The sequence below is a fragment of the Microcoleus sp. Pol7_A1 genome (assembly GCF_036701085.1).
GTDB lineage: Bacteria > Cyanobacteriota > Cyanobacteriia > Cyanobacteriales > Microcoleaceae > Microcoleus > Microcoleus asticus.
Genome location: NZ_JAUBQD010000003.1, coordinates 57,203 through 82,299 on the forward strand (window position 1 = coordinate 57,203; position 25,097 = coordinate 82,299).

Consider the following 25,097-nt stretch of genomic DNA (forward strand, 5'->3'; position numbering starts at 1 on the left):
CTCGCACGCTTTGTTGAGGCGCTTGGCTAATAGGTTGCAGAGAAATATCTGGGGTTGCAAATTTACATCGTTGCTTCTTCCTTCACCACTTCCCCAAAGCCCCCCAAACAGTACCTGAAACCACCCCCCAAATCGCCCCCAAACCAGCCCCCACGATCGCCCCCGCCACAGGCCCCAACTCCACCGGCACCCCAGCGCTAACAGCCGGAAACATCGCAGACACCCCCGCCCCCAACACAGCACCCGCGAAAGTCCCCAAAAAACTGCCCCAAATCGCCCCCAAAGCCCCACCCCTCACCCCCGAAGGCTGAAACGAAATCGGCAGCTTCGGCGCAAACCCGCAAAAACCCAACAAACCCCCAGAAACCACACCTCCAACAGAACCCACACCAGCCGCCACGATCGCCACACCCAGCAGCAAACCAGCAAACTCATTCACCGGCCGCATCTGGACATTGTATTGCTGCCAAACCACCAGCCCAACCCCCAAAAAAACACCAGCCAGAGTCCCCACAAACGAGCCCCAGACGGCCCCCAAATACCCTCCCCGCCGGCCCCACACCCTCCCCACAGGCAGCGCCAGAGGAGGCTGAAAACTCGCCCAAACACAGCCCCAGACAGCACCAACCCCCGCCCCAGCCAAAATCCTCTCCCCGACTCCCGGAGTGCTATTAATCGCGCCAAACACCGCACCGCCGATCGCCGCCAACAAAAAAGCCCCCCAAGCCGCCCCCACCAAAACTCCGCCCCACTTCCGCCAAATCTGGTTCGGCGCCAAAGTAAAAACGCCCCACATCATCCCAAAAAAACAGCCCCAAATCGTACCAACAAAAATAGCCCCCAAAATAGCCCCACCGCCCTCAGCTATTACCGAATAAATCCCCCCGATCGCCGCCAAACACAAACTCCCCCAAACACCTCCCCAAGCAGCATCCTGAAAAATGCGCTCAAACTTGCCCGCGGGAACCCGAGGCGCGGGAGTCCGACTCCGAGAAGACATCGGCAGCGGTAGCAACGGCACTGCGTACTGGCCGAGTTGACGCGGCAGCCCCGTGGCGGGCTGTAGCCGGCGCGCTGCGGGCTCCCTCACGACGGGCGGTGGTTGGGGCTTTTTACGCTTGATTTTCGCGGGCTGCAAGTGCAATCCGTTGCTGACTGCTTGCCGCGAAGGAAACGGATCGCGGCCTTTGAGGAGTTTTGCCCGATCGCACCAAGGGCAGCGATTCAGATGATTTCCGTATTTATGCTGACTGTTTTTGCTGCAAGTAATTAAAGAATCTTCCGCTTCCCGAATCGCATTCACCCAAGTTTTCGCATCCGGGCGCGCCGAAGGATTGGCGTGCCCTTCCTCAAAACAGCGGACAAACATCTGTCGCAGTCGGGGATGCAGCATCTCGAAAGGAGGCGCAGCCGGCATCGGGCGGTAGGGAATCCGCTTCGTACCTGTAGGGAAATGGCCCGATCGAATTCTCGCTTCCAAAGCCGGCGGTTCGTCGCTACCGAGATAAACTCCCGAAAACGGGTGCGTACCTTCCATCAGCAATTGAAAAATTAATACAGCTAAACCGAACAAATCGTGCTCTGGAGCTCGATCGATATCGCGGAAAGTCTGGCCCTGCAACTCCGGCGGCGTAAACTCGGGTTTACCCACGGGACACCGATAAACGTAACCCGTATAAGGATCGCGCACTTGAAACGAATCCGTGTCTACCAGCGTTACCAAGGCCGTATCCGTGACGAGAATGTTCGACTCGTTTACGTCGCCGATGACGTAACCCCTGACGTGGAGGGCGTTTACAGCCGAGGCGAGATTTCTGGCGGTACGGTGGAGGTAAAGATAGTTAAACAGCGGTTTTTGTTCGCGCCTGGTTTTGGGAGTGTAGAAAGTGTGTACCGGCATCACTTTGTTGACGCGCGGCATCACAAAACCGACAATTTTTTCTCGCCCGCCGACAGTATGCAGCAAATCGATCGGCCAAGCAATTGAAGCGTGTCCCGGTTCCGCGATCGGCGCATCCGGCGGCATACTGAACATGACTGTGAGTTTGTCGCCGTCTTCGTCTGTCGGTTTGTGGTAGATTTTTGCTACAAGGGACGAGTCTTGGGCGATCGGGTAGATGCGACCTTCACCGCCACTGGCGATCGCGGTTTTGGTGTCGATCGCAATCAGTTGTCCGCTAAATTGGCGCTGCAACTGCATAGAATTCCGTTATGGGATAGAGGATTTGGAAGCCATCACTCAATAAACTTGACTTGCACATTAAATCTTACCTTTGTTCTGACTTAGGCACGGGTGCGTCGAAACCGGGTTTTTCACCAAAAGAGGGGTTGCAGCCCGCAGATTCGGTAAAAAACCCGGTTTCTTGGGTCGGAGTGCGTCAGCCCTGTTTCTGTTGGTGGGATGGGCGTCCCGCCCGTCCGTCCATTGGTGGGATGGGCGTCCCGCCCGTCCGCCCTATCAAAATTAAATGTGAACCAGCTTCAAATCCACCGACAATAACAACATTTTATCCTCAATTTTTTGCCTGACGGCCGGTGTCACCTGACAATTATCGCTGTTGAGGCATTCCACCAGCAAGTTGTGGGCGTAGTAATACTGTTTCAGCAAAGTTTTCTGTTGGGGGCAAAAGTTTCGATTGTAGCCGATCGCAGTTTTGAATTTTGCCAGCCAACAGCGACCGCAATCTTTTCGCCACTTTTTCCAATGTTGCAAATCAGGCATTTGAGTCTGAAATTGTGCCAGCAGTTGTTTAAGTTCTGGTTCAATATCCAGCGCCAAAATGCCAACCAAGATATCCACCGCATCATTATCAAAAGCCAATTTCAGAGACTCGTTAACCGCCGCAAATTCTACATTTTTTCGCGCTTTGGCCAAACAATTCCGAAACTTGCGAACTTTCGATCTATCAAACTTCAGACTCGGATCGAGGACGCGAGTCAAAGCCAAATCGAGCACGCAAACTAAGGCAACATAAAAAGCGCGAATTTCCGCCGGTTTGAAATTCCTTTGCACTAACTGAGACTTGTGATTTGCCCAGATTAGCAACTGCTGCAAAGTTTCATCTTTAGCGGCCATACTGTCTATTTTTTGTTGCATCAGCAGCAAAAGTTCGTCAGCAGGTTGCAAAATGCTGACAACTCTCACAAATTCATTTTTCCACTTTTTGTCTGTAATCCGGCTGACCAATTCTGGCAGCGATTCTGGGTTGGCACTGTCTATCAGATATTCTGGTTGAGTGTCGGTTTCCTCTAGCAGTTCGTCAACTGCGCTTTTGATAAAGTTATCCACCAACCAGTCGCGGGTACGCGAGAAATTGCTCTCCAATTCCAGGTAATGACTGCCTAATTTTGCCTTAAAGTCTTTGGGAAAAATCTCTTTAGCCACCAACATATTTTTCCAGCGACTTAGCTGGCTGGCGTTGCGTTCGGGAAAGCGGTTGTACAGATAGTCGATCGCGATCGCATCTAGAATATCCGCACCCAGGATTTCCCGCCGTTTCACCTCGTTTTCGGGTCCTATTTGTCGCCGCCGCTGAGTTAGAGCCCGATGCTGGCTAACAGTTGGTTCAATCAAGTGCTGAATCAGCCAGTTTCCCCCACGGAAAAAATCGCGATCGAACTCCAAGTAAATCGCGCCAAACAAAGCCTCAAAAGTCTCCGCCAAAATTCTATTGTACTGACTTTCTTCTGTTTCTTTTCGATTCCAGACGCGCCTAGAGAGTTCCTTTAATTTCAAATTTTGTGCAAATTCCGCAACTTTTTTCGGGTCTGCTAAACAAGCTTTTAAGGTTGAGATAGCATCTGAATCGAGTTCTGGATATTCGCGGTACAGGTAATCGGTAACAACTGCACCGAAAATCGCTCCGCCTAAGAGTGACAGCCGTTTGTACTTAACCTCTTGCCAAGCGGGAGACTCTTCGGGGCGATCGGGGTAATCGCTGGTATAGTAACGGCAGTTCAAGGCGATTTCCAGCAGTTTTGTCTGCTGAAAGCTGCAAAGGTCGATCGCTGCTTTAACTGCGTCAATATCTACCTTTTTACTTTTTATTAGCTCTAATTCTTCTTCACATTTTCCCCACTTTTCCAACCAATCACCGCCAGCATCTTCAACATACCGATCCACAAAATCTACCCCGTAATTCATCCATTCATCCTGCATTTTTCTGGCGGCTTCCAGTTCTTCCCTGACTTTCTGCAAGTTATTTTCAACGGTGTTCGTACCTTGTACTGTCATAGTATTGATTTTGATGTATTTTGATTTTATTTCCAACAATTTCACCGCGATTAAATCAAATCTCAATTGAATTTAGGCCGTGTTGCTAGTTATTTTACAAGATTGATTTGTGCCGTAAATCTTCCCGTCGCTTAACCTTCGTATCAAACACCTGTTGCCGCCGTCTGGAAGAGCCCTCCCGGAACTCGAAAAGGGGGAGGAATAATCTTGGTCTGTTTTCCCTTTTGCGAGAAGCGGGCTGGGGGCTAGCTTTGTTGCATTGTCGAGAATTGTGCAATATGTGAGTTAGTCAAAATTTCTTTATTCACCGAGTTGGGAGCAGTCGAACTATTCTCAGCAGGATATCTGCTTGATTTACGGGAACTTGAGGTAACGACCTGCAGGCAAATTATCGCTATTATATAATGCTATGTTAACTAACTGGTTCAGGAAATTTTCATCGTTTCTATCATAACTTAAAAATAATCCTCTGTCAATCCCCCAACCTTGAAGAGTTTGTTGCCAATTTTGATATTTTTGTTCAGAGAACTCATCCGAAAGAGTAGTCACTTGGATGCAGAGGGGCTGCTGTTGGCGGTTGCTAACGATCGAATCGGTTGCCATAGAAAGATCGGCAACATATCGATACAAAACAGTGCCTTGGCGATCGACAATTCGGGCTGCGATCGCTCGAATGACGAGATCGTCAGCCGGATCGAATTTACCGGCTTTCAGTTTTTGTTTCCAGATGTAAAATTTGCGATCGTTTTCGCTCAGCCATTTAGGAAATAGATAGCTGTACCAATACCTTTCCCCCGGAGTCATTAACTCAAATGCGGCTTGCTGTTCTATTCCTGAAGGTAGAGATTGAACTGCCAGCCAAACCTGAGAATCTCGGATAAGCTGCAGCAAAAAAGCCATCACAAATTTTTTAGCAGTTAGCGAACCGGGTTTAACATCTTTCACCCAGCGATTGATTTCATCCAATCTTCTCGCCAAACTCGGATCTATTGGATCTGCTTCGCTAATTAGGGAGTTGAGCTTATCCTTAATCTCTTGTGCTTGCAAACGACGACCTACTGTACAGACTAAAGCAGAATTGTTGACACCTCGATTTTATTATAGAACCGCGCAAAATTTTCACCGCTGATTAGGTTGAACGCATTAGACTTGTTGCAAAATTCAGAATCGGAAATTTTTAACCGCAGATCGACGCCAATTCACGCAGATGGGTGTTGGCTTTGGCAAAATGTCTATTTTTAATTGTCCTGTGCCTCCGAACTCGAAAAAGTTGCTAACAATAATGTTAAGTCATCATCGGTGCGTTCGGAAACGCGAGGCGATCGCAAAAATGACTCTAATTGCTGTTTCGCATCTTCTTCTTCTTTCCACTCGCCAGAAAACCGAAACAAAGGCGCAAAAAACGGCTTGTGCGGCGTGCCTTCCGGGATTTTGAGAGCTAGCATTTGCAAGCCGTCGGAAAAAACTGCCAAGTGCCGCAGTTTTTCCCGCAGTACCTGAAATTGCGCTGTTTCGATCGCATTCGGCGAAATCAAAAAGATAGTTTCGTTGATGTATTCGCCGCAGGGAGGTACAGTCAGGGCGATCGCATTTCCTGCACTGTCACCTGCTACCGCCGCACCGTCGCCGATTTGAGCAACTGCGATTAATTCTGGCGTAGCAACAACCGCAATTAAAGTGCAGGCTAAATCTCTCGCAGCCACTTCCCGCGCAGCCGCTTCTGCTTCCACCTGCGCCCGCGCAACTTGCAGTGATGCTGTCAAGAATACCTGCCATTCGCCGTCATTTTGAGGCAGCCTTTCCTGTTGCTGGCAAATCGTTTCGACAACCGCTTCCACAGCAATTTTGGCCCCAACTTCTGCGAGTGCTGCCGAACCCGCGCCGTCGGCAACCGCTGCCGCTAAAACACCGTTTGGCAAGAGACGCCAGCAGTGGGCATCTTGACAAGGCTGCGATCTTTTTTCGTGGCTCGTACCTATCACCGATGCCGCTACAACTTGCCAATTAAAGGATGAATTCTGCATTAATTACTCTTTAACTCAAAACTTCGTAAATTCACAACTATGCAAAGTCTGAACGGGTTTATTTATCCCTAATTACAGCACTTTTCTGGGTTCGTAGGTACTAGCCCTTGTAGGGACACGGCAGTCCCGTGTCCCTACGGCACTCTTACTAATGACTAATGACTAATGACTGATGACTAATCACTAATGACTAATAACTAAACTGTTCCCCATCCGGGTGGCGGCAGTGCTACTTGTTCATCAATTTTTGAGTGAGAAACTCTCTGCATACTAGCCGATAGCCAGATGAACATCTCTCTAAAGTCTAATCCTCTCAATTTTACAGGCGTGCGCTCGACAATTTGCCCGAGACGGGCGATATTAGCACCTTCCACTCCGACTGCAAAAAATGCCACGCGCTTGTTAGTTTCTTCCTCTTTAATCCGCTGTGCTGCTATTTCCACAACATCGTCTGATTCACCTTGAGGTTCGCCGTCGGTAATCATAAATACCCACGGGCGGTAGTAGGTAATGCCGTTGTTGCGGTATTCGGATTTGCGGGCCGCAATGGTATCTAATGCTAGCTGAATCCCTGCGCCCATGTGGGTTTGTCCTTGAGCTGTCAGCAATGGCGTCTCGAACTGGTCGGCGGTCACGAAGTCTTGCACGACTTTGATATGATTGTCAAATGAAATAATCGCGACTTCGACTCGCTTTTTAGCTAGTTCGTCTTTAATGAGGTCATTCCTAAAAATTTCCAGCCCCTCATTCAAGGCATCTATGGGTGCGCCTTGCATGGAGCCGGAGGTGTCCAGCAGGAGGACGCAGGGACAGCGCGGCTCTGGGTTTTCGGCAAATTCTACGGCTTCGTCTAGTCTCATGGTTCGGGGTTGACCTGGGAGTGGCTCGATTTCTAGGTTTGTTACTTTACTGTATCAAGTCAGTAACAAATTTAAGTGCAAATTGCTAGGGCGATCGCATTTTACCATTTACCTGAATCGATTTAAGATTTTTAATTGTAGATTTGAGATTTTAGAATTGGATGTCTGCGGTCAAAAAACAAATTCATTCTTGCCTGTGGTAATATAGACTAATAGTATTACTGCAAAATAAGGAGAAATCTTATGATTGCAACAGTCAGGCAAAAATTAACCTTTGACCAATTCCTTGTAGAATGTCCAGAAGATGGACGTTATGAACTGGTAAACGGAGAAATTGTAGAGATGAATTCCACAAGAAATCATGATGATGTTGCTAATTTCATGTTATTTGGCTTCAATGATGAAATCCGGCGACTGAATTTGAATTATGTAGTCAACACTACAACCGTTATCAGAACTGTAAGTAAAGCCGGCATCGAACAAGGGCGGAGACCGGATGTCAGCGTAGTCGATCGCGATTTGTGGCGATCGAACCGTTCGGCTTATGCTGCGTTACGGGAACCAATTCAACTGGCAGTGGAAGTAACATCAACAAATTGGGAGGACGATTATGTAGACAAATTGGACGAGTATCGGCGTTTGGGAATTGTAGAATATTGGATTGTCGATTATTTAGCAATTGGCAGCAGGGAATTTCTGGGAAATCCCAAAGTTCCAACTGTATTTGTTCACCTTTTGGATGCAGAGGGCAACTATCAAAGAAGCGCGTTTAAAGGCAGCGAACGAATTGTGTCGCGGACTTTTCCAGAATTAACGCTGACAGCAGAAGAGGTGATGAATGTTTAACTTCGGTTAATCCAGCTAGCCAGACTATTCTCCATAAAAAATTACTGAAAACATGAAATCTATTTCTGATAAAAAAATTTCCGATCGAAAAGCTATTAGTCCTTGGAGTTACAAACCTTGGTGGTGTCAGCCTTGGTCGATTCTTTTAACTGGTACTAGCCTAATTAGCGGTAGTTGGTTTTTATTAAAAACTGTTTGGATAACTGTTTTAGTCGCGATTCCTTTATTAGCCTGGATGGGTTTTTTCTTGTTAGTATGGCCGAGGTTGATGCTGTCTAGCGGAGTTTTAGATTCCGATGCAGATTAGGTTTTGGTGGCGCGCACCCTATGTTTAGGGTAAGGTGGCGCGCACCCTATGTTTAGGGTAAGGTGCGCGGTGCACGCCCTACCTTTGAGTGTTTCGCAGTCTAGGTTTGCGGGTAATAGTCTTGAATTGCTTTTACTTGCATCGGGTGGGATTTGAGCGATCGAATTCCCGCTGCTGTCGCTTTGGCACCGGCTATTGTTGTAATAATCGGGATTTTGTAAGTCAAAGCTGTGCGGCGGATAAATATGCCGTCGGCCCGGGATTCTTCACCCGAAGGTGTGGTGATAATTAGTTGAATTTTCTCATTCTTGATCGAATCCAACAAATTCGGCCGCCCTTCGTGCAGTTTCAATTCCAAATCTACCTCTAAACCTTGTTCTCGCAAAACTTTGCGTGTCCCGTGGGTTGCGACTACTCTGAAACCCAATTCTAAGAATTCCTTGACAACGGGTACAACTGCTAGTTTGTCCCGATCGCGCATCGAAACCAGCACTGTTCCAAACAGCGGCATCATTTGTCCCGCGCCGAGTTGAGCTTTGGCAAATGCTTTGCCAAAATCGGTGTCAATTCCCATTACTTCACCGGTCGATCGCATTTCTGGCCCTAACAAGGTATCAGTTCCCGGGAACTTAGCAAAGGGCAATACTGCTTCTTTTACCGAAACATGAGTGGGTATAATCTCTTTAGTAAAACCCAAAGCTTCTAGAGTTTTGCCAGACATGACGCGCGACGCCATTTTTGCTAAGGGAACTCCGATCGCCTTGGAGACAAAAGGCACTGTTCGAGAAGCGCGCGGGTTAGCTTCCAAAATGAAAACTTGTTCCCCTTGAACGGCAAATTGAATGTTCATCAACCCGATTACTTTCAGGGATTTTGCTAATTCTACAGTCCAGCGGCGGATTGTTTCTAAAGCAGCGTCCGAAAGCGTTTGATAAGGGATAGAACAAGCAGAGTCGCCGGAGTGGATTCCCGCTTCCTCGATGTGTTCCATAATACCGCCGATCGTCACATTGCCAGTAACATCAGCGATCGCATCGACATCCACCTCGATCGCGTTCTCCAAGAACTTATCAATTAAAATCGGATGATCGGGTTCTACCAGCACGGCATAGGTCATGTAACGTTCCAATTCCGTATCGGAATAAACAATTTCCATTGCTCGCCCGCCCAACACGTAACTCGGCCGCACAACTACCGGATAACCGATCCGTTGAGCTACTATCAAAGCATCCTCATAACTGCGCGCCAAACCGTTAGCAGCTTGCTGAATATCCAACTCCCGCAGAATCTTTTCAAATCTCTCCCTGTCTTCAGCAGTATCAATGGAATCCGGCGAAGTTCCCCAGATTTTTGTTTGTACGTCGGGGTGATTTTCCAGGGATTTTTGTAAAGGAACCGCTAATTTCAGCGGCGTTTGGCCGCCAAACTGAATAATTATTCCCTCTGGATTTTCGGCTTCTATGATGTTTAGAACATCTTCTTTTGTTAGCGGTTCAAAATACAGGCGATCGCTCGTATCATAATCCGTCGAAACCGTCTCCGGGTTCGAGTTTACCATAATTGTCTCAAAGCCGTCTTCTCCTAGAGAATAGGAGGCGTGACAGCAGCAGTAATCAAACTCAATTCCCTGTCCGATCCGGTTCGGCCCGCCGCCTAAAATCATCACTTTTCGTTTGGTAGAAGGCAAAACTTCCGACTCCGGCGCGAGACTGTGGCCTACAGGCGAAACTTTCTTTTCTTCATCGCCCAATTCCCAAATTGCCGCTCCGGCTTCGTAGGTGGAATAATAATACGGTGTAAACGCTTCAAATTCAGCGGCACAAGTATCGACTGTTTTGTAAATCGGAATTATGCCTAACTGTTTGCGGTAAGCGCGGACTTGATCTTCCGATGTTTTGGTAGCGTAAGCAATTTGGCGATCGCTAAATCCCAACTGCTTTACTTCAAACATTGTCTCTTTTGTCAACTCATGCAACTGCGTCCGTTTCAAGAACTTCTCAGTTTCCAGCAATTCCTGCATTTTATCCAAAAACCAAGGGTCGATTGCTGTGAACTCGAAGATATCTTCCACCGACATTCCCATCATCATCGCGTGGCGGACTGTAAAAATGCGATCGGGATTTGGCGTCCGCAATCCGGCGCGAATTTGTTCCAAACTCGGCAACTTTTCCGGTTTGTCGCAGCCGAAACCCGCGCGGCCAGTTTCTAATCCCCGCAGGGCTTTTTGGAAAGATTCGTTGAAGCTGCGCCCGATCGCCATTACCTCTCCAACTGACTTCATTTGCGTTGTCAGAGTGGGTTCGGAACCGGGGAACTTCTCAAAGGCAAATCGGGGAATCTTGGTCACCACGTAGTCAATTGTCGGCTCAAAAGACGCCGGAGTTTTCTTGGTGATATCGTTGGAAATTTCGTCTAGGCTGTAACCTACCGCTAATTTTGCCGCCATTTTTGCAATAGGGAAACCAGTTGCTTTCGAGGCCAAGGCGGAGGAACGGGAAACCCGAGGGTTCATTTCAATAACGATGAAATCTCCGTTGACTGGATTGACTGCAAATTGAATGTTGGAACCGCCGGTTTCAACTCCGATTTCGCGAATAATTTTCACCGAAGCATCCCGCAGGCGCTGATATTCTTTGTCTGTAAGAGTTTGCGCCGGGGCGACGGTGATAGAATCCCCGGTGTGAACGCCCATCGGGTCGAGATTCTCGATCGAACAAATAATCACCACATTATCTGCCAAATCTCGCATTACTTCCAGTTCGTACTCTTTCCAACCAATCAAAGATTGTTCGATCAAAATTTGCGATACTGGACTGGCATCAATCCCGCCTTGTGCCATTTCTTCAAACTCTTCTTGATTGTAAGAAATACCGCCTCCCGTGCCGCCCATTGTAAAAGCAGGACGAATAATTAACGGATAACTGCCGATTTGGTGACCAATTGCTTTGGCTTCGTCGAGAGTGTTGGCAATTCCAGAAGGGCAAACGGCGACGCCAATTCGCGCCATCGCTTCCTTAAATAATAGCCGATCTTCTGCCATTTCAATTGCTGGCAACTTAGCACCAATCAACTCGACGTTGTATTTTTCTAAAACGCCATTTTTAGCGACGGCAACTGCTAAATTTAGCGCCGTTTGACCGCCCATAGTCGGTAAAATTGCTTGAGGTCTTTCTTTAGCGATGATTTGTTCGAGGATGGCCGGCGTTAGAGGTTCGATGTAAATGCGATCGGCAGTTTCCGGATCGGTCATAATCGTTGCTGGGTTGGAATTCACCAACACTACTTCAAAGCCTTCTTCTCGCAAAGCTTTGCAAGCTTGTGTCCCTGAATAGTCAAATTCGCACGCTTGACCGATAACAATGGGGCCGGAACCAATCAGAAGAATTTTTTTTAAGTCTTGACGGCGGGGCATAGGTTCGTAATTGGTAATTGGACAACGTTGAGGATTAATTTGATATTTTGCATCAGTCTTAGAAACAGGCTTTCTGAGCTGTTCCCCCAAAAGCTTACTCAAAATAGTGCAAGTTTTGTTGTTAATTTGAAATTGTGCACCATTATCAGCATTTTGGAAGCAGAACCTCGCAACTCCGGCTGACAGACACCCGCAGCCAACCAGAAATATTCATGAGAAAAGGGTGCAGTCGATCGGTAAATCAAGACTATTTTAAGTGTTGCAGTGAAATCGTGTTCTAAAATACACAATCCCTGTATTCCGCACGATTAATCATTGTAGAGACTTCGACCAAGGCGTGTCCTGACTGTGGGGAACGAGTAGAATTAACCGGGTTGGATGATGAAATTTCCCGTAGCTTGCGGGGCGGGACGCCATCGCCCTCCAAGGATGTGACAATCAGATATCCAGCCATGTAGACGCGGCGATGGAGGACAAGGCAATGCCTTGTCCCTAACGTATTTCAGCCTATTTTTAGGCTTTGCGCGATCGGCGAATGAGTACGCTTATCACTTGTCCCGGCTTTGCACCTCGCTGCGGCGGGCTCCAATCCCCGACGGCGGCAAATCCCAGTCGGTACAAGGTGTGGATGGTTTCTAACACGGCTGCGCGGGAACCGACAACCGCGATCCGCACGACTTCCTGTTCGCATACTGCTGAGTCGTCATTTGGACGCGCGGAAAAGTTATCGTCAGGCACGAATTCCTGTGACATAATATGGTCTCCTGGTTTTTGGTTTTCTAGGAAAACCCAAAAACCCAGCCGCCCCGCACGTTAACACCGAGCAGGGCGGCGACAGAGAGTGTTAAAATTCTCCATTAGCCTCCAGACTGGCGTAATCAGTTTGGCGGTTAGCTGTCCATTGCTGTTGGTAGCAGCTTTGGGCAGTGCAACTAGATTTTTGAGCGACGCGGGCTGCTTCCTCTTTGAGGAAAGCAGCCTTAATTTCACAGCGTAGCCGCAGATGGGGGCCGCCGTCAATCGATTTTAGATTTTAGATTTTAGATTTTAGATTGGGGTTTTCCTGCAATAACTCTATCGATTTTAGATTTTAGATTTTAGATTTTAGATTGAGATTTTCCTGCAACAACTCTCCGGTCTCTCCGGTCTCTCCCCTTCTCCGGTCTCTCCGGTCTCTCCCCCTCTCCGGTCTCTCCGGTCTCTCCCCCTCTCCCGTCTCCCCCTCTCCCACTCTCCCCTTCTCCCACTCTCCCCCTCTCCCTCAACCCAACCTACTAGATGAGGGAATGCGCCGAGGAAGATGTAAAATATGGAATCGTTCCAAAAGCTTAAAATCAAAAAACTAAAATACAGATATGCCTAGAACACAAGTGCGAATATTCCTTGCACCTGCTGCTTGAGGGCAACCACATCAATTTTAGATTTAAGATTTAAGATTTAAGATTGTCCTCCAACAACTCTCTCCATCTCCTATGCCTAGAACACCCAGCGAATATTCTGTGCACCTGCTGCTTGAGGGCGGCCACCGCGAAGAAGTGCGTTTCGCAACGCTGCAAGATTTTCAAAAATGGTACAGCAGTACCCTGGTGCCGAAACAAGATTCAAGAGAATTTCTTAACGTCCCGATCAAAAATATTCAAGGCGAATACATGGTAGTTCGGCCTACCAGCGTTCTCGCAATTCGCGTAGAACCGATATTTACTTCTAGCGTCGAGAGATACGATGAATAAGGAAAATCATCAATTGAGTAGGGAAAATTGGAAATTGAACAAGATTTTTCGCTATCAGCTATTAGCGATCGCCTGTTGCGTTTTGGCGATCGCTTTTTCGGTGCCCGCCGTTGCAGTTGCGCCGCTGCAACCAATTAGTCTAAATCAATTGCAAGCTGGCGAGTCGGACGATCTCGCCTTTGACTCTCAAATCTGGGGCGAAAATGGCAAACCGGGCGATCGGGAATTGCTGTTAAAGTCGATCGACAACAGCCTCCGCTATCTCGATACATCGGCCGCCGGTAGTGCTTACAGCCGCTATCCAGTAGCAGGAGTTACGCGCGATCGAGTCCGCCGTTCCCTCGATCGGTTCCGCCAATTAGTTGTCAGTTCCACAACGCCATCACAACTTCAGGAATCTGTCAAGCGCGAGTTTGTATTTTACAAATCCACGGGCAAAGACGGCAAAGGAACAGTAGCATTTACAGGTTATTTCGAGCCGACTTACGCAGCATCTCGCACGCCGAATTCCGAATACCGTTATCCCCTGTACCGGATGCCGCCGAACATGGCATCTTGGCCGAAACCTCACCCGACAAGATTGCAATTAGAAGGCGAAGATGCTTTGCAGGCAAGTAAAGGATTGCTGCGAGGATTAGAATTAGTTTGGTTGCGCGATCGATTCCAAGCATTTCTCGTGCACGTCCAAGGTTCTGCGAGATTGCAGCTAACAGATGGTAGCGTCATGACCGTCGGTTTTGCAGGCAAAACCAGTCACAGTTATACAGGAGTTGGACGAGAATTAGTTAAAGACGGAAAGTTTACTTTAGAACAGTTAAATTTGCCGAAACTAATGGAATATTTCACCAACTTTCCCGCAGATATGAACAAGTATTTGCCTAAAAATGAAAGTTTTGTATTCTTCCGGGATACTAACGGAGTTCCAGCTACAGGCAGCATTGGAGTGCCAGTAACTGCCGAAAGGTCGATCGCCACCGATAAAGCCTTAATGCCGCCCGGCGCACTAGCATTAATTACTACGAAACTTCCCTATCCGAATGCGGCGGGACAACTCGAACAAAATGCCGTGAATCGCTACGTTTTGGATCAGGATACTGGCGGTGCAATCAAAGGTGCGGGGAGAGTTGACGTATTTATGGGAACGGGGAATTTAGCGGGCGATAGGGCAGGTTATATCAACTCAACAGGAGAACTGTATTATCCGCTTTTAAAGTAGATTAATTCTACTTCATGTGATTGTTCGCTGTGCGTCGCAATCCCGGACACGGCACTGCCGTGTCCCTACAGATATCGCGGACAATCTATATGTAATCCTACTTTTGATAATTGCTATAAAATAGAAAATATCCCCCCTCCAAACCCCACAAATGCTAAACAAAATTCTGCAATTCTTCAAGCGACTATTTCAGCGAATATTCGGATACCCAACCCCACCCACCCCACCGCCGGGAAATACCGCCATCCGCCCCACCCTAACTGACGCGGAATACGAGTCAAAATTCATGGAAATTCTCGAAGGGGTGAATGCCGGCTGGAGTCGAGGGGATGTAGCGGGATTCTTAATCGCAAAACGCCTTAAAGATGGTGAATTGGCTGCTTGGTTGCGACGGTTTGGGCAAAGATTGTTAGAGGGCGAACATGATGACACCGCTGCTACGGATGCCGTGGCATCGCTTCAGGAATTGGCGCAGCGGCTGGTATTGTTAGGTAGAATTGGCAGCGGGGAATTGTCAGAGGTTGCGAGGCAAATTGGGCGGGAGATATTGACACGGTTTCCGCTGCCGGAGGTTGAAGAGGAGGATACAAAGGGGAGGGTTATTGAGGCGGTTTTTGTTGGGGATGGTTTGGGTTTTTCTGGGGAAGTGAACCGCACAGGCGCTGAGGCTGCGGAGGAAGCATCGGAAGTTAATGCAGATGCTGAGGCGTGGTGCGATCGAGGGAATGAGCAGTATAATTTAGGAAGATTTGAAGAGGCGATCGCATCTTATAACCAGGCAATTGCTCTCAAACCAGACTATCACGATGCTTTGCACAACCGAGAGGTAGCGCAACGTAAGTTAGGCGAAATTAAATAGACCAACTCGCTGGTATCCATAATTTTTGCTAAGTATTGCGATCGAGATGATACTATTAAGAATTAAGCGCAGTTTCCGTCGCTAATTATTATACACTAAAATAGGACTTCCAGGATTTAAATCCTCACTACAAGCTTAATTGATAAGGTGTACAATCCGCACCCTACAATAGGTTTATACTATTAGGATTAATCCCAAATTCTTGCATCCAAAACCCAAATCGAATGACACAAGTAATCGGCATTGACTTAGGCGGAACCGCAATTAAACTCGGCAGGTTCAGCGAAGACGGCATTTGTCACCAATCCTTAACAGTCCCAACCCCTCAACCCGCAACACCAGAAGCCGTTTTAGGCACGATGACGGATGCTATTTTACAACTGAATCCGGTCGAAAATGCTGTAAGTGCGATCGGCATCGGCACTCCTGGCCCCGCAGACGCCGCAGGCCGCATAGCCAGAGTCGCAATTAACCTCAAAAACTGGCACAATGTCCCCCTCGCTGACTGGTTGGAAGCTAAAACCGGACTGCCGACTATATTAGCAAATGATGCCAACTGTGCCGGATTGGGAGAAGCTTGGTTGGGTGCAGGAAAGCACTTTAAAAACCTAATCTTACTAACTTTAGGTACAGGAGTCGGCGGTGCAGTTATCCTAGACGGCAAACTATTTGCAGGCTATCAAGGCGCGGCCGGAGAACTAGGATTGATTACTATAAATCCCGACGGCCCGGAGTGCAACAGCGGCAATCGCGGTTCTTTAGAACAGTATGTTTCGGTGCAGGCAATTCGCCGGGAAACAGGTTGGGAACCTGTAGAATTAGCAAATTTAGCTAAGTCTGGAGATGCCAAAGCTTTAGAATATTGGCAAAATTACGGGCGCTATCTGGGTATAGGTTTGGCAAGTATAATTTATATTTTAACGCCGGAAGCTATTATTATCGGCGGCGGAATTAGTGCTGGTGCAGAATTTTTCTTACCGCAAGTTCAAGCAGAAATTCAGCAACGTGTACTGCCGAGTTCTCGCGAAGATTTGCAGTTATTGGTTGCTGAATTGGGCAATCAAGCAGGTATGGTAGGGGCAGCCAAATTAGCTTGGCAGCTTGTTCAATAGTTAAAATAAAAAAAAGCAGCGCATTTTACTGCGCTTTTTTAATATCTAATCTTAGGGTGCAACCTAAGCATTTTAGGTCAAATAAAATAAAATGAATGTGAGGAGTTACTAAACATAGTCTCCTTCATTGTTCATGCTTATAACTAAGGACTAATGACTTCTTCATGGCAGAGATTGTCCAGTCGTATTTTTAATGTAGTCCTGAATTTCTTGATAAGCTTCCGGGTTGCTTTGGCGGAGGATAACAATATTAGTTGCGCTGTCAGGCAGGCTAAAGCTTAGCCGACCGTTCTGCTCGCAAGCAAAAGAGCTTATTCGACTCATATCGATCGCAAATTCTTTGCGGTCATAATTAATTTTAATCCACGAGCCTCTAGAATTGCGGTCAATAGTTTTTTTGAGGTAATCGAGAACTTGCTTGTAAGCCTCATAATTGCCTTGGGGATTGAGGATAATCGGCTGACTGCTATTAGGCAGCCAAAAGGTGAGACGCTTGTTATCCAGTTCGCTAGAAAAAGCACTAATAGTGTCAAGGTCAATTATGTATGTACTTTTCTCATAAGTAATTTTGCTCCAATAAGCCACAAAGCCTCCTCAAACCTGTGTGTCCTGGTATTTTAGGATAGTTTGACAACTCATACCATTTTAGATTTTAGATTTTAGATTTTAGATGGGGCATGACTGATGACTATCGGGGTTTGGAACTTGCCTAAAGTTGCATTTTTTTGTGAAACTGGTATCACCCTTAAAATCAAAGCTAAAAAGTTAACTAAAAATATCAGCATTTTTACCTTCTGCTCAATGCCTTTTGCCTTCTCCCTTCGGGTACTAGCCCCCCCAACCCCTATGCTAGGGCTGGGGGATGAGGTTTTTCACTGCTTGAGAATGCTGCCCGATATCTAGTCCGGTAAGTGCGACCCGAATCCAATCCGATTGTTGGGTTGGGCGGGTGAGAGTACGATCGATAGTCTGCCTGATTTGAATGTTGTGTACTCTCACCTGCCCCTACAGACATCTAATATATCAGAACTAATCGATCGGACATGATATCAGATCAGTTTCCTGCAAGTTTCCCGGCCACCAAGTCGCGCCCCTCAACTTCTAATAAATCCTGCTTTCCCTGGAGGCTTGCTGCCTCGATAAACCCCTGAAACAAGGGGTGGGGGGCGCTAGGTCGAGATTGGAATTCGGGGTGAAATTGACAGGCTATGAAAAAGGGATGGTTGGGCAATTCGATCATTTCTACCAATCGGCCGTCGGGAGATGTCCCGGAGACTGCATAACCTGATTCTAAGAAAAGATTGCGGTAGGCGTTGTTAAATTCGTACCGGTGGCGGTGCCGCTCGTAAATCACTTCTTTCTGATAAAGTTTGAAAGCGAGGGTGTCTGGGTTGACACGGCACGGATACAAACCCAGCCGCATTGTACCGCCCAAATCGACTACATCGAGCTGTTCTGGCAATAAATTAATTACCGGATTTGCGGTATCTGGGTCAAATTCAGCGCTGTTGGCATCCTGTAGTTGGGCGATGTTGCGGGCCCATTCAATCACAGCACACTGCATCCCCAAACACAATCCCAAAAAAGGTATTTTATGGTGTTTGGCATATTCGATCGCCGCTATTTTGCCGTCTACTCCCCGAATCCCAAAACCTCCGGGTACAAGAATGCCGTTGATATCTTTGAGATAATTTTCGAGGTTTCCCGATTCTAAATCTTCTGAGTTAATCCAATGCAAATTCAGGTCGCAGCCGATCGAGATTGCTGCGTGCCGCAAAGCTTCCACCACCGAAAGATAAGCATCGTTCAACCGCACGTATTTGCCCACCAAAGCAATATCAATCTTGTGGTTGGGACTGTAAAGCCGCTTGACTAAGGTTTGCCACTGAGTCAAATGGGGTTGCCGCGGTTCGAGTTGCAGCAAATTGATGCTTTGTTCCGCTAAACCTTCCTGTTCCATCATCAGCGGCACTTCGTAGATACTTTTGGCATCTTGAGCGGTGATGACACATTCTTCGGGCACGTTACAGAATTCTGACAATTTCTGTTTCATGCCCAAAGACAGCGGGCGATCGCACCGACAGACTAAAATATCTGGTTGAATGCCGATCGACCGCAATTCCTTCACCGAGTGCTGAGTCGGTTTAGTTTTCATCTCCCCAGCCGAAGGAATCCAAGGTATCAGCGTGACGTGCATATACACAACATTTTGCCGCCCCACATCCTTGCGAAACTGACGAATTGCCTCCAAAAACGGTAAAGATTCAATATCTCCCACCGTTCCGCCGATTTCCGTAATCACCACATCGGGATTAGTATTTTTTGCTACTCGGTGAATTCGCTCTTTAATCTCGTTAGTGATGTGCGGAATCACCTGCACCGTACTCCCCTGGTACTCGCCGCGGCGTTCTTTGTTGATCACCGCTTGATAAATGGAACCCGTGGTGACGCTGTTGAGGCGAGACATGGAAGTATCGGTAAAACGCTCGTAATGCCCCAAATCCAGGTCTGTTTCCGCACCGTCTTCAGTCACAAAGACTTCTCCGTGCTGAAACGGGCTGAGAGTGCCGGGGTCAACGTTAATATAAGGGTCTAGCTTCAAAATAGAGACAGAATAGTCCCGCGACTTCAATAGGCGGCCCAAGGAAGCAGCGACAATTCCCTTGCCGATACTGGAAACCACGCCGCCGGTCACAAACACAAATTTGCTCATAGGATTTTCGACTTTAGATGTTTTAATGCCAGGTCAGACTCAAATGTGACATAGGTAATCCATAAGGGCAACCACGGGGGATTGCCCCTACACCCATTTGACCCATCATTGACGATTGTTATGTGCTTGCAACCAAGTTGTCAAATCTGACACACTGGCAAAGTCTAATAGTGCCTCTCCTAGATTCTCTAATTGCTGAGCGGATAACTGAGCGATGCGGGTTTTGATCTCCGGCGACAGCAGGCCGACACTGCGCTCCAACTGACGAACAATTAATGTCACATTTCCTTGTTTGATGCCTTGTTCGATGCCTTGTTCGATGCCTTGTTCGATGCCTTGTTCGATGCCTTGTTCGATGCCTTGTCTTATTCCTTGTTCTATCCCGATTCTGGTAGCTTTGGTAATTGCCCCGCGCTGGTCTTGAATAAAAATTTCTCGCCTTTCTAAATCCTCCAATTCATCAGGATCGAGATTTGCTTCATTGGCAATTGTAAAAGCTTTGCGGAGTTCGGGTACATTTCCCAACTCTTCCGGCACAGACCTTAACGTCCGAGCTGTTTTCATGAAATATATCCACTTATCAGTCAGAGTTTCTAATTCTGCTAAAGTCTTGTCAAATTTGGGCAACTCAACAAATACAAATTCTAATTCATCCGCCAAATAATCGACCAAGTTGTTTTTCTCTTTGATACAAAACCGCGAAATTACTGTTTCCAGATGCTCAAACATTTGGAAATCTGTAATCGTCAAGGCAATCACGGGATTTAACAGGTTGTAGTTTTCTCCGCTTTTCAATTGCACTGAGTAAGCTTTGGTAGCATTGTATAAAATTCGCTTTTCAAATGATTCTACATTCAACACCTGCATTTCAATGATCACAGTTTTGCTGCCACTAATTTTAGCTTTTACATCCAAATAAGTATCTTTGACTCCTTTGATTTTGGGAGCTAAATAAGGGTCAATAATTTCTAAATCTTCGATGACTGGCTGCGCTTCGTAGAGGATGGCATTCAAGAAACTAATCAAAATGTCCTTACTGTCAGCAGATCCGAAGATTTTTTTAAAGGCAAAGTCGGTTTTGGGGTTAATAAAATTCATGGCTTTTTCAATTTATTAGAGGTTGAGAGGTTGAGGTTAGAGTTATTTAATTATTTAACTATCATACAATTTTGTAGTTTGGCTTCGCGGACGATCGCCCCAACCGACATCACCCCAATACGGATGCAAGCCGACAGCAGTCGCCCAGAGCAATCATGGCTTAGACAAAAGTGCCAGCCCCCAGTCCGCCCCTCTGGAGTCAATCTAAAATCTCAAATCTAAAATCTAAAATCTCAACTCGACCCTACCCCCCTCAGCCATTTTTCCCAAAAAGCTAACTCAGGAACGTTTCGCGAATCGTAAGGTCATGGTAAAAAAAGCACCTCAAGTCTGCCAAAAAAACAGCTATGAAGTTTGTCTGCGTTCTATCCTCCCAACGGTTGCTTTCTGCTGGTATCGCATTGCTCGCTGCGATCGAGTGTGGCGCGTGGCTCGCTCCAAATGCGGCGCGGGCAAAAGCTCCTGGGGAAAATTATTTGTCTCTGTCGCCGAAAATCCTCGCTAGTAACGATGTTAAGTGCAATGGGGCGCGATCGCCACAAAATCGGTGTCCAGTCGGCGGTTTGTTCGTCACAACTCAAAATACGGCCAGAGAACAAGTCTTTCCTCTCAAGCAGACTGAAGTTAAAGCCAAAATTGCTGGCAATATCTCCCGCGTCGAAGTTGTTCAGAAGTTTGAAAATCCTTTTCCCGAATCTTTAGAAGCTGTTTATGTATTTCCTTTGCCCGACGAAGCGGCGGTGGACGATATGGAAATTAAAATAGGCGATCGCACTATTAAAGCTGATATCAAACTCCGCGAGGAAGCTTTGGCAATTTACGAACAAGCCAGACAGCAAGGTCGGACTGCGGGTTTGTTGGAACAAGAACGCGACAATATTTTTACTCAGTCTCTGGCGAACATCAAACCCGGAGAAAAAATTGAAGTTACGATTCGCTACACCGAAAGTCTCAAGTTTGCCGGCGGCGATTACGAATTTGTGTTTCCAATGGTGGTTGGGCCGCGCTATATTTCGGGAAATTCGACCGATGCCGATCGCATTAACCCGCCTGTCTTGCCTCCGGGAACGCGATCGGGTCACAATATCGCTGTTTCGGTAGAAATAGATGCCGGAGTGGCGATCGGCGATGTCCGATCTACTTCCCATCAAATTACAACTGACCGCAGCGGCAATATTGTGCAAGTCCAATTAGCCAATTCTGACACAATTCCCAATAAAGATTTAATTTTGCGCTATCGAGTGGCGGGCGAAAATACTCGGGCAACTATTTTGACTCAATCCGACAAGCGGGGCGGTCATTTTGCTACTTATTTGATTCCGGCATTAAACTACAAAACTAATGAAATTGTACCTAAAGATGTCGTGTTTCTGATGGATACTTCCGGTTCTCAGCAGGGCGAACCGCTGGCAAAATCTAAGGAGTTGATGCGCCGCTTCATTCAAGGGCTGAATCCTAACGATACTTTTACTATTATTGATTTTGCCAACACGGCGAAAGCACTTTCAACAACTCCTTTAGCAAATACGGCTGCCAACCGACAAAGCGCCATTAATTATATCGACAAGTTGCAGGCTAACGGTGGCACTGAACTGCTTAACGGCATTCAAGCAGTGATGAATTTTCCGGGTGCGGCAACGGGAAGGCTGCGGAGTATTGTACTAATTACTGACGGTTACATTGGTAATGAAAATGAAGTGCTGGCTCAGGTTCAGCGGAGTCTGAAACCGGGAAATAGACTTTATAGTTTTGGTGTTGGCAGTTCGGTGAATCGGTTTTTGCTCAACCGTTTGGCGGAAGTGGGAAGAGGCACGTCTCAAGTAATTCGTCAAGATGAACCGTCGGCAGAAGCGACAGAAAAGTTTTTTCGTCACATTAATAGTCCGGTATTGACTAATATTCAAATTAGTTGGGAAGGAGTGGGGGAAAAACCGGAAATTTATCCGATCGCACCTCCAGACTTGTTTGCGAGTCAGCCGCTAGTTTTGTTTGGGAAAAAGACCGATCGATCTAACGGTCAACTTCGCATCCGCGGCACTCTTGCGGGCGGCAAAGCTTACGAGCAGATTTTACCTGTCAATTTTGCTCAATCCGGCGGACGGCAGCGAGAGTCTACTTCAGTCGCAGCAACCGCTACGGATTTTGGCAATCCGGCGGTAGCTCAACTTTGGGGTCGATCGCGCATTAAAGATTTAATGAATCAAATGTTTGGTGCCGAGACTAAATCTCTGGTAGAAGCTGTAACTAATACTGCTCTGACTTATCGCTTGCTGTCGGAATACACGGCTTTTGTGGCTGTGAGCGAAGAAGTGCGAGTCGAACCAGATGGAACTCGTCGTCGCGTGCAAGTACCTGTGGAATTGCCACAGGGTGTCAGCTATGAAGGTATTTTCGACTCGGGAGGGGCAGAGTCAACTAGGGGCGGCATTAGGAACGCTACTCCGACTCGCGCCCAGGCGCCGGTGATGCCAGCTCCTGTTATGCCACCGCCGCCGCGGCAGCGAGGTAACGGTGAGTTGCAACCCTCGGAGCCAAAGGCTTCTCGCTGGGAAGTAGTTAGCGCCGAAGGGTTGGATGCCGGGGCGATCGCCGCTTTGACTCAATACCTGCAATCTGTTAATCTCCCGGCGGGGGTTAGCGGTGAAACGGTGTGGGAGTTATCGGTACAAGACGGCCGCGTTGCCCGAGTGGGGATACATACTCAAACCTCGACGCTGCAAGCAACAGACGCCGTAGAGACTCTCAAGAGGGCCTTGAGTTCCTGGCAACCTCCCGCAGGATTAAAGGGCAAGCTGCGTTTGAAGTTGCGAATTACGGTCGATCGTTAAGGAATGACTATCTATGTCAAGAAACATTAACTTTTAATTCAAAAATACCGAAAGGGGGATCGCTACCACGAGAAAGATATAAAATCTTTATTAAGAGAGCGCCTTAAAACAGAAACTAATGTTAACAGAATTTAACAGTGTGAGGCAAACGCTGAAACAGTCTAATTTCTGAAACAGTCTAATTTCTGAAACAGCCTTAAGATTAGAGATTTCTCGCTCGAAACCCCCCAATCATAGAAGGTATCACGCCCTATGGAAGTTAGCGAACTACTCAACAATTACGAAAAAGGACAAAGAGACTTTGCTGGAGCCGACCTCAGCGGGGCCAACCTCAGCGGATCAATCTTAATCGGAGTCAACCTTTCGCGAGCTAATCTTTCCGGGGCCAACCTCAGCAGGGCGTTTCTCACCAAAGCAACACTCAAAGGCGCACAGATGCAAAGAACAAATCTGAGTTTTGCCAAAATGGGCGAAACCAAACTCTCAGGCGCAGATTTGACAAAAGCGAATTTGAGCGGGGCTTTTTTGGTAAAAGCAAAATTGCCGAGGGTAAAATTAAGCGGCGCAACTTTAACGGGCGCAAACCTGCGCGGTGCTGCGTTGTGGAATGCGAATTTGTGCAGCGCCGACTTGCAATTAGTTAACTTGCTGGGCGCTAATCTGACAGGAGCTAATTTTAAATGGGCAAACCTTTACGGTGCAAGGCTCAACAGTGCAAAACTTTTTGGAGCTCAATTAACCGGAGTCAGTCTGCGGCGAGCGCAATTGACAGGGGTGAATCTCTGCGGTGCAGATTTGAGCGGCGTCAACGTGAGCGAAGCTAAACTAATGGGAGCTAATTTGGAAGGCTCGAATTTGGCGGGGGCGAATTTCAGCGCGTCTCAGTTGCGGGGGGTAAAGTTGGCGGGTGCAAACTTAACCGGGGCTAAGTTGAGGGGAAGTTGTTTGAGAGAGGCAAATCTGAATTGGGCGAAGCTGTGTCAAGCTGATTTGATGGCTGCAGATTTGAGTGAGGCGACGTTAATAGGAGCTAATTTAGATAATGCTTTATTGGCGGGAGCTATTTTGCCGGAATCTACTAGGCGCTACTTTTCCTTAGCTGGGGCGGGCCAAGTCAATTCTTGGGAAGTTAATGAGATTTCAAATGGGTAATTGGTAATTGTTGGTTATCAACCAATGACAACTAAAAACTAATATCAATTTTAAAAAGTCTTCTGACAATCCTCAATTTTATACGAATTTAGTTCGCGATCGCACTCGCCCATAAAGAAACCGGGTTTTTTAACTTTTATTGAGGCTTTTAACGGCGTGTATTTGGATTAAAAAACCAAGGTGACGGTCAACCGCGCGATCGCAAACTAGAATTATTAAAAGTGGCAGATATCCGCGCCCGAGACGGCCTTGCCCTCTCCTGACAAGAAACTACGCTCAAGGTTTTCTGTTGCAATCTATTCTTTAATCTCAAATCTAAAATCGTTATGACTGTTAATTATGGGGTGGTGCTGGTAACTGCGGCATCGGAGGCGGAGGCGGAGAATCTCGCTAAATCTCTAGTTGAACACAAGCTGGCTGCTTGTGTGAGCTTGTCGCCAATTCGCTCGATTTATACTTGGCAAGGCGAGATTCAAGCCGAGTCAGAGTGGCAGTTGGTAATTAAAACTGATTTGGCTAAATTTGAGGCTTTAAAAACAAAAGTTCAGGAACTCCATTCCTATGAAGTTCCCGAAATTATTGCTATTCCTATTATCGCTGGCAGCAATGCTTATCTCAATTGGGTGGGACAATCTTTAAGTTTGTAGCCAAGACTTTAGTCCTAAATTATCCAATAAAGAGGGACTGAAGCCCCTACTAAAAATGG

Annotated in this window: 20 protein-coding genes; 9 read left to right on the forward strand and 11 right to left on the reverse strand. The window is 47.2% G+C overall.

Annotated elements, in window-relative coordinates; genetic code table 11:
* Positions 1–82: 82 nt before the first annotated feature.
* The 5 genes from QUA20_RS03120 to QUA20_RS03140 all read right to left on the reverse strand — a co-directional run bounded on the left by QUA20_RS03120 (position 83) and on the right by QUA20_RS03140 (position 7,118).
* A complete protein-coding gene (locus tag QUA20_RS03120; RefSeq protein ID WP_333185316.1) occupies positions 83–2,200 on the reverse strand; it encodes a DNA-binding protein in 2,118 nt (705 codons plus the stop codon).
* Positions 2,201–2,464: 264 nt separating this feature from the next.
* Positions 2,465–4,234: an NACHT C-terminal helical domain 2-containing protein gene (locus tag QUA20_RS03125; protein WP_333185318.1), complete on the reverse strand. Its 1,770-nt coding sequence runs from the start codon at positions 4,232–4,234 to the stop codon at positions 2,465–2,467.
* A gap of 354 nt (positions 4,235–4,588) precedes the next feature.
* Positions 4,589–5,281, reverse strand: a complete 693-nt coding sequence (locus tag QUA20_RS03130; RefSeq protein WP_333185320.1) for a hypothetical protein — start codon at positions 5,279–5,281, stop codon at positions 4,589–4,591.
* 191 nt (positions 5,282–5,472) lie between these two features.
* Complete coding sequence (locus tag QUA20_RS03135) at positions 5,473–6,258, reverse strand: PP2C family serine/threonine-protein phosphatase (protein WP_333185322.1); 786 nt, start codon at positions 6,256–6,258, stop codon at positions 5,473–5,475.
* Positions 6,259–6,455: 197 nt separating this feature from the next.
* Positions 6,456–7,118, reverse strand: a complete 663-nt coding sequence (locus QUA20_RS03140) for a vWA domain-containing protein (RefSeq protein WP_172192353.1) — start codon at positions 7,116–7,118, stop codon at positions 6,456–6,458.
* 243 nt (positions 7,119–7,361) lie between these two features.
* On the opposite strand from QUA20_RS03140, the gene QUA20_RS03145 reads away from it, so the two are divergent.
* Positions 7,362–7,964 carry a Uma2 family endonuclease gene (locus tag QUA20_RS03145; protein ID WP_333185324.1) on the forward strand — a complete coding sequence of 201 codons (603 nt, stop codon included), beginning with the start codon at positions 7,362–7,364 and terminating at the stop codon, positions 7,962–7,964.
* A gap of 52 nt (positions 7,965–8,016) precedes the next feature.
* Positions 8,017–8,271, forward strand: coding sequence for a DUF6737 family protein (locus QUA20_RS03150; RefSeq protein ID WP_333185325.1), 255 nt, complete (start codon positions 8,017–8,019; stop codon positions 8,269–8,271).
* 100 nt (positions 8,272–8,371) lie between these two features.
* Here QUA20_RS03150 and carB read toward each other — a convergent pair whose 3' ends face one another.
* The 3 genes from carB to QUA20_RS03165 form a co-directional block, all read right to left on the reverse strand.
* Complete coding sequence (gene carB / locus QUA20_RS03155) at positions 8,372–11,683, reverse strand: carbamoyl-phosphate synthase large subunit (protein WP_333185635.1); 3,312 nt, start codon at positions 11,681–11,683, stop codon at positions 8,372–8,374.
* 513 nt (positions 11,684–12,196) lie between these two features.
* Positions 12,197–12,436 (reverse strand): hypothetical protein, encoded by a 240-nt coding sequence (locus QUA20_RS03160; protein WP_333185327.1) that lies wholly within the window; start codon positions 12,434–12,436, stop codon positions 12,197–12,199.
* A gap of 60 nt (positions 12,437–12,496) precedes the next feature.
* Complete coding sequence (locus QUA20_RS03165) at positions 12,497–12,703, reverse strand: hypothetical protein (protein ID WP_333185329.1); 207 nt, start codon at positions 12,701–12,703, stop codon at positions 12,497–12,499.
* A gap of 452 nt (positions 12,704–13,155) precedes the next feature.
* On the opposite strand from QUA20_RS03165, the gene QUA20_RS03170 reads away from it, so the two are divergent.
* The 4 genes from QUA20_RS03170 to QUA20_RS03185 all read left to right on the forward strand — a co-directional run bounded on the left by QUA20_RS03170 (position 13,156) and on the right by QUA20_RS03185 (position 16,600).
* The gene (locus QUA20_RS03170) at positions 13,156–13,413 is read left to right on the forward strand and encodes a hypothetical protein (protein ID WP_172192361.1); all 258 of its coding nucleotides are present in this window, start codon (positions 13,156–13,158) and stop codon (positions 13,411–13,413) included.
* Positions 13,406–14,629, forward strand: coding sequence for a murein transglycosylase A (locus tag QUA20_RS03175; RefSeq protein WP_333185331.1), 1,224 nt, complete (start codon positions 13,406–13,408; stop codon positions 14,627–14,629). The genes QUA20_RS03170 and QUA20_RS03175 overlap by 8 nt, the downstream gene beginning before the upstream one ends.
* Before the next feature lie 151 nt (positions 14,630–14,780).
* Positions 14,781–15,488 carry a tetratricopeptide repeat protein gene (locus tag QUA20_RS03180; RefSeq protein WP_333185333.1) on the forward strand — a complete coding sequence of 236 codons (708 nt, stop codon included), beginning with the start codon at positions 14,781–14,783 and terminating at the stop codon, positions 15,486–15,488.
* A gap of 224 nt (positions 15,489–15,712) precedes the next feature.
* Positions 15,713–16,600 (forward strand): ROK family protein, encoded by an 888-nt coding sequence (locus QUA20_RS03185; RefSeq protein WP_333185335.1) that lies wholly within the window; start codon positions 15,713–15,715, stop codon positions 16,598–16,600.
* Between the two features lie 162 nt (positions 16,601–16,762).
* On the opposite strand, the gene QUA20_RS03190 is transcribed toward QUA20_RS03185, so the two are convergent.
* The 3 genes from QUA20_RS03190 to QUA20_RS03200 form a co-directional block, all read right to left on the reverse strand.
* Positions 16,763–17,185, reverse strand: a complete 423-nt coding sequence (locus QUA20_RS03190; RefSeq protein ID WP_333185336.1) for a hypothetical protein — start codon at positions 17,183–17,185, stop codon at positions 16,763–16,765.
* A gap of 469 nt (positions 17,186–17,654) precedes the next feature.
* Complete coding sequence (locus tag QUA20_RS03195) at positions 17,655–19,313, reverse strand: CTP synthase (protein ID WP_333185338.1); 1,659 nt, start codon at positions 19,311–19,313, stop codon at positions 17,655–17,657.
* A 105-nt stretch (positions 19,314–19,418) separates the two neighbouring features.
* Positions 19,419–20,411, reverse strand: coding sequence for an Rpn family recombination-promoting nuclease/putative transposase (locus tag QUA20_RS03200; RefSeq protein WP_333185340.1), 993 nt, complete (start codon positions 20,409–20,411; stop codon positions 19,419–19,421).
* A 347-nt stretch (positions 20,412–20,758) separates the two neighbouring features.
* Between QUA20_RS03200 and QUA20_RS03205 the strand changes: the two genes are divergently transcribed.
* The 3 genes from QUA20_RS03205 (at position 20,759) to cutA (ending at position 25,038) form a co-directional block, all read left to right on the forward strand.
* Positions 20,759–23,239, forward strand: a complete 2,481-nt coding sequence (locus QUA20_RS03205) for a VIT domain-containing protein (protein ID WP_333185342.1) — start codon at positions 20,759–20,761, stop codon at positions 23,237–23,239.
* Positions 23,240–23,491: 252 nt separating this feature from the next.
* Positions 23,492–24,391: a pentapeptide repeat-containing protein gene (locus QUA20_RS03210; protein ID WP_333185344.1), complete on the forward strand. Its 900-nt coding sequence runs from the start codon at positions 23,492–23,494 to the stop codon at positions 24,389–24,391.
* A 326-nt stretch (positions 24,392–24,717) separates the two neighbouring features.
* Positions 24,718–25,038: a divalent-cation tolerance protein CutA gene (cutA, locus tag QUA20_RS03215; protein WP_333185346.1), complete on the forward strand. Its 321-nt coding sequence runs from the start codon at positions 24,718–24,720 to the stop codon at positions 25,036–25,038.
* Positions 25,039–25,097: the final 59 nt, after the last annotated feature.

What these genes read in the sequence shown, in the direction of transcription:
- QUA20_RS03120 (WP_333185316.1), bottom strand. Translation starts at nt 2,200, where the DNA reads ATGCAGTTGCAGCGCCAATTTAGCGGACAACTGATTGCGATCGACACC.
- QUA20_RS03125 (WP_333185318.1), bottom strand. Translation starts at nt 4,234, where the DNA reads ATGACAGTACAAGGTACGAACACCGTTGAAAATAACTTGCAGAAAGTC.
- QUA20_RS03135 (WP_333185322.1), bottom strand. Translation starts at nt 6,258, where the DNA reads ATGCAGAATTCATCCTTTAATTGGCAAGTTGTAGCGGCATCGGTGATA.
- QUA20_RS03140 (WP_172192353.1), bottom strand. Translation starts at nt 7,118, where the DNA reads ATGAGACTAGACGAAGCCGTAGAATTTGCCGAAAACCCAGAGCCGCGC.
- QUA20_RS03145 (WP_333185324.1), top strand. Translation starts at nt 7,362, where the DNA reads ATGATTGCAACAGTCAGGCAAAAATTAACCTTTGACCAATTCCTTGTA.
- QUA20_RS03150 (WP_333185325.1), top strand. Translation starts at nt 8,017, where the DNA reads ATGAAATCTATTTCTGATAAAAAAATTTCCGATCGAAAAGCTATTAGT.
- carB (WP_333185635.1), bottom strand. Translation starts at nt 11,683, where the DNA reads ATGCCCCGCCGTCAAGACTTAAAAAAAATTCTTCTGATTGGTTCCGGC.
- QUA20_RS03160 (WP_333185327.1), bottom strand. Translation starts at nt 12,436, where the DNA reads ATGTCACAGGAATTCGTGCCTGACGATAACTTTTCCGCGCGTCCAAAT.
- QUA20_RS03170 (WP_172192361.1), top strand. Translation starts at nt 13,156, where the DNA reads ATGCCTAGAACACCCAGCGAATATTCTGTGCACCTGCTGCTTGAGGGC.
- QUA20_RS03175 (WP_333185331.1), top strand. Translation starts at nt 13,406, where the DNA reads ATGAATAAGGAAAATCATCAATTGAGTAGGGAAAATTGGAAATTGAAC.
- QUA20_RS03180 (WP_333185333.1), top strand. Translation starts at nt 14,781, where the DNA reads ATGCTAAACAAAATTCTGCAATTCTTCAAGCGACTATTTCAGCGAATA.
- QUA20_RS03185 (WP_333185335.1), top strand. Translation starts at nt 15,713, where the DNA reads ATGACACAAGTAATCGGCATTGACTTAGGCGGAACCGCAATTAAACTC.
- QUA20_RS03195 (WP_333185338.1), bottom strand. Translation starts at nt 19,313, where the DNA reads ATGAGCAAATTTGTGTTTGTGACCGGCGGCGTGGTTTCCAGTATCGGC.
- QUA20_RS03200 (WP_333185340.1), bottom strand. Translation starts at nt 20,411, where the DNA reads ATGAATTTTATTAACCCCAAAACCGACTTTGCCTTTAAAAAAATCTTC.
- QUA20_RS03205 (WP_333185342.1), top strand. Translation starts at nt 20,759, where the DNA reads ATGAAGTTTGTCTGCGTTCTATCCTCCCAACGGTTGCTTTCTGCTGGT.
- QUA20_RS03210 (WP_333185344.1), top strand. Translation starts at nt 23,492, where the DNA reads ATGGAAGTTAGCGAACTACTCAACAATTACGAAAAAGGACAAAGAGAC.
- cutA (WP_333185346.1), top strand. Translation starts at nt 24,718, where the DNA reads ATGACTGTTAATTATGGGGTGGTGCTGGTAACTGCGGCATCGGAGGCG.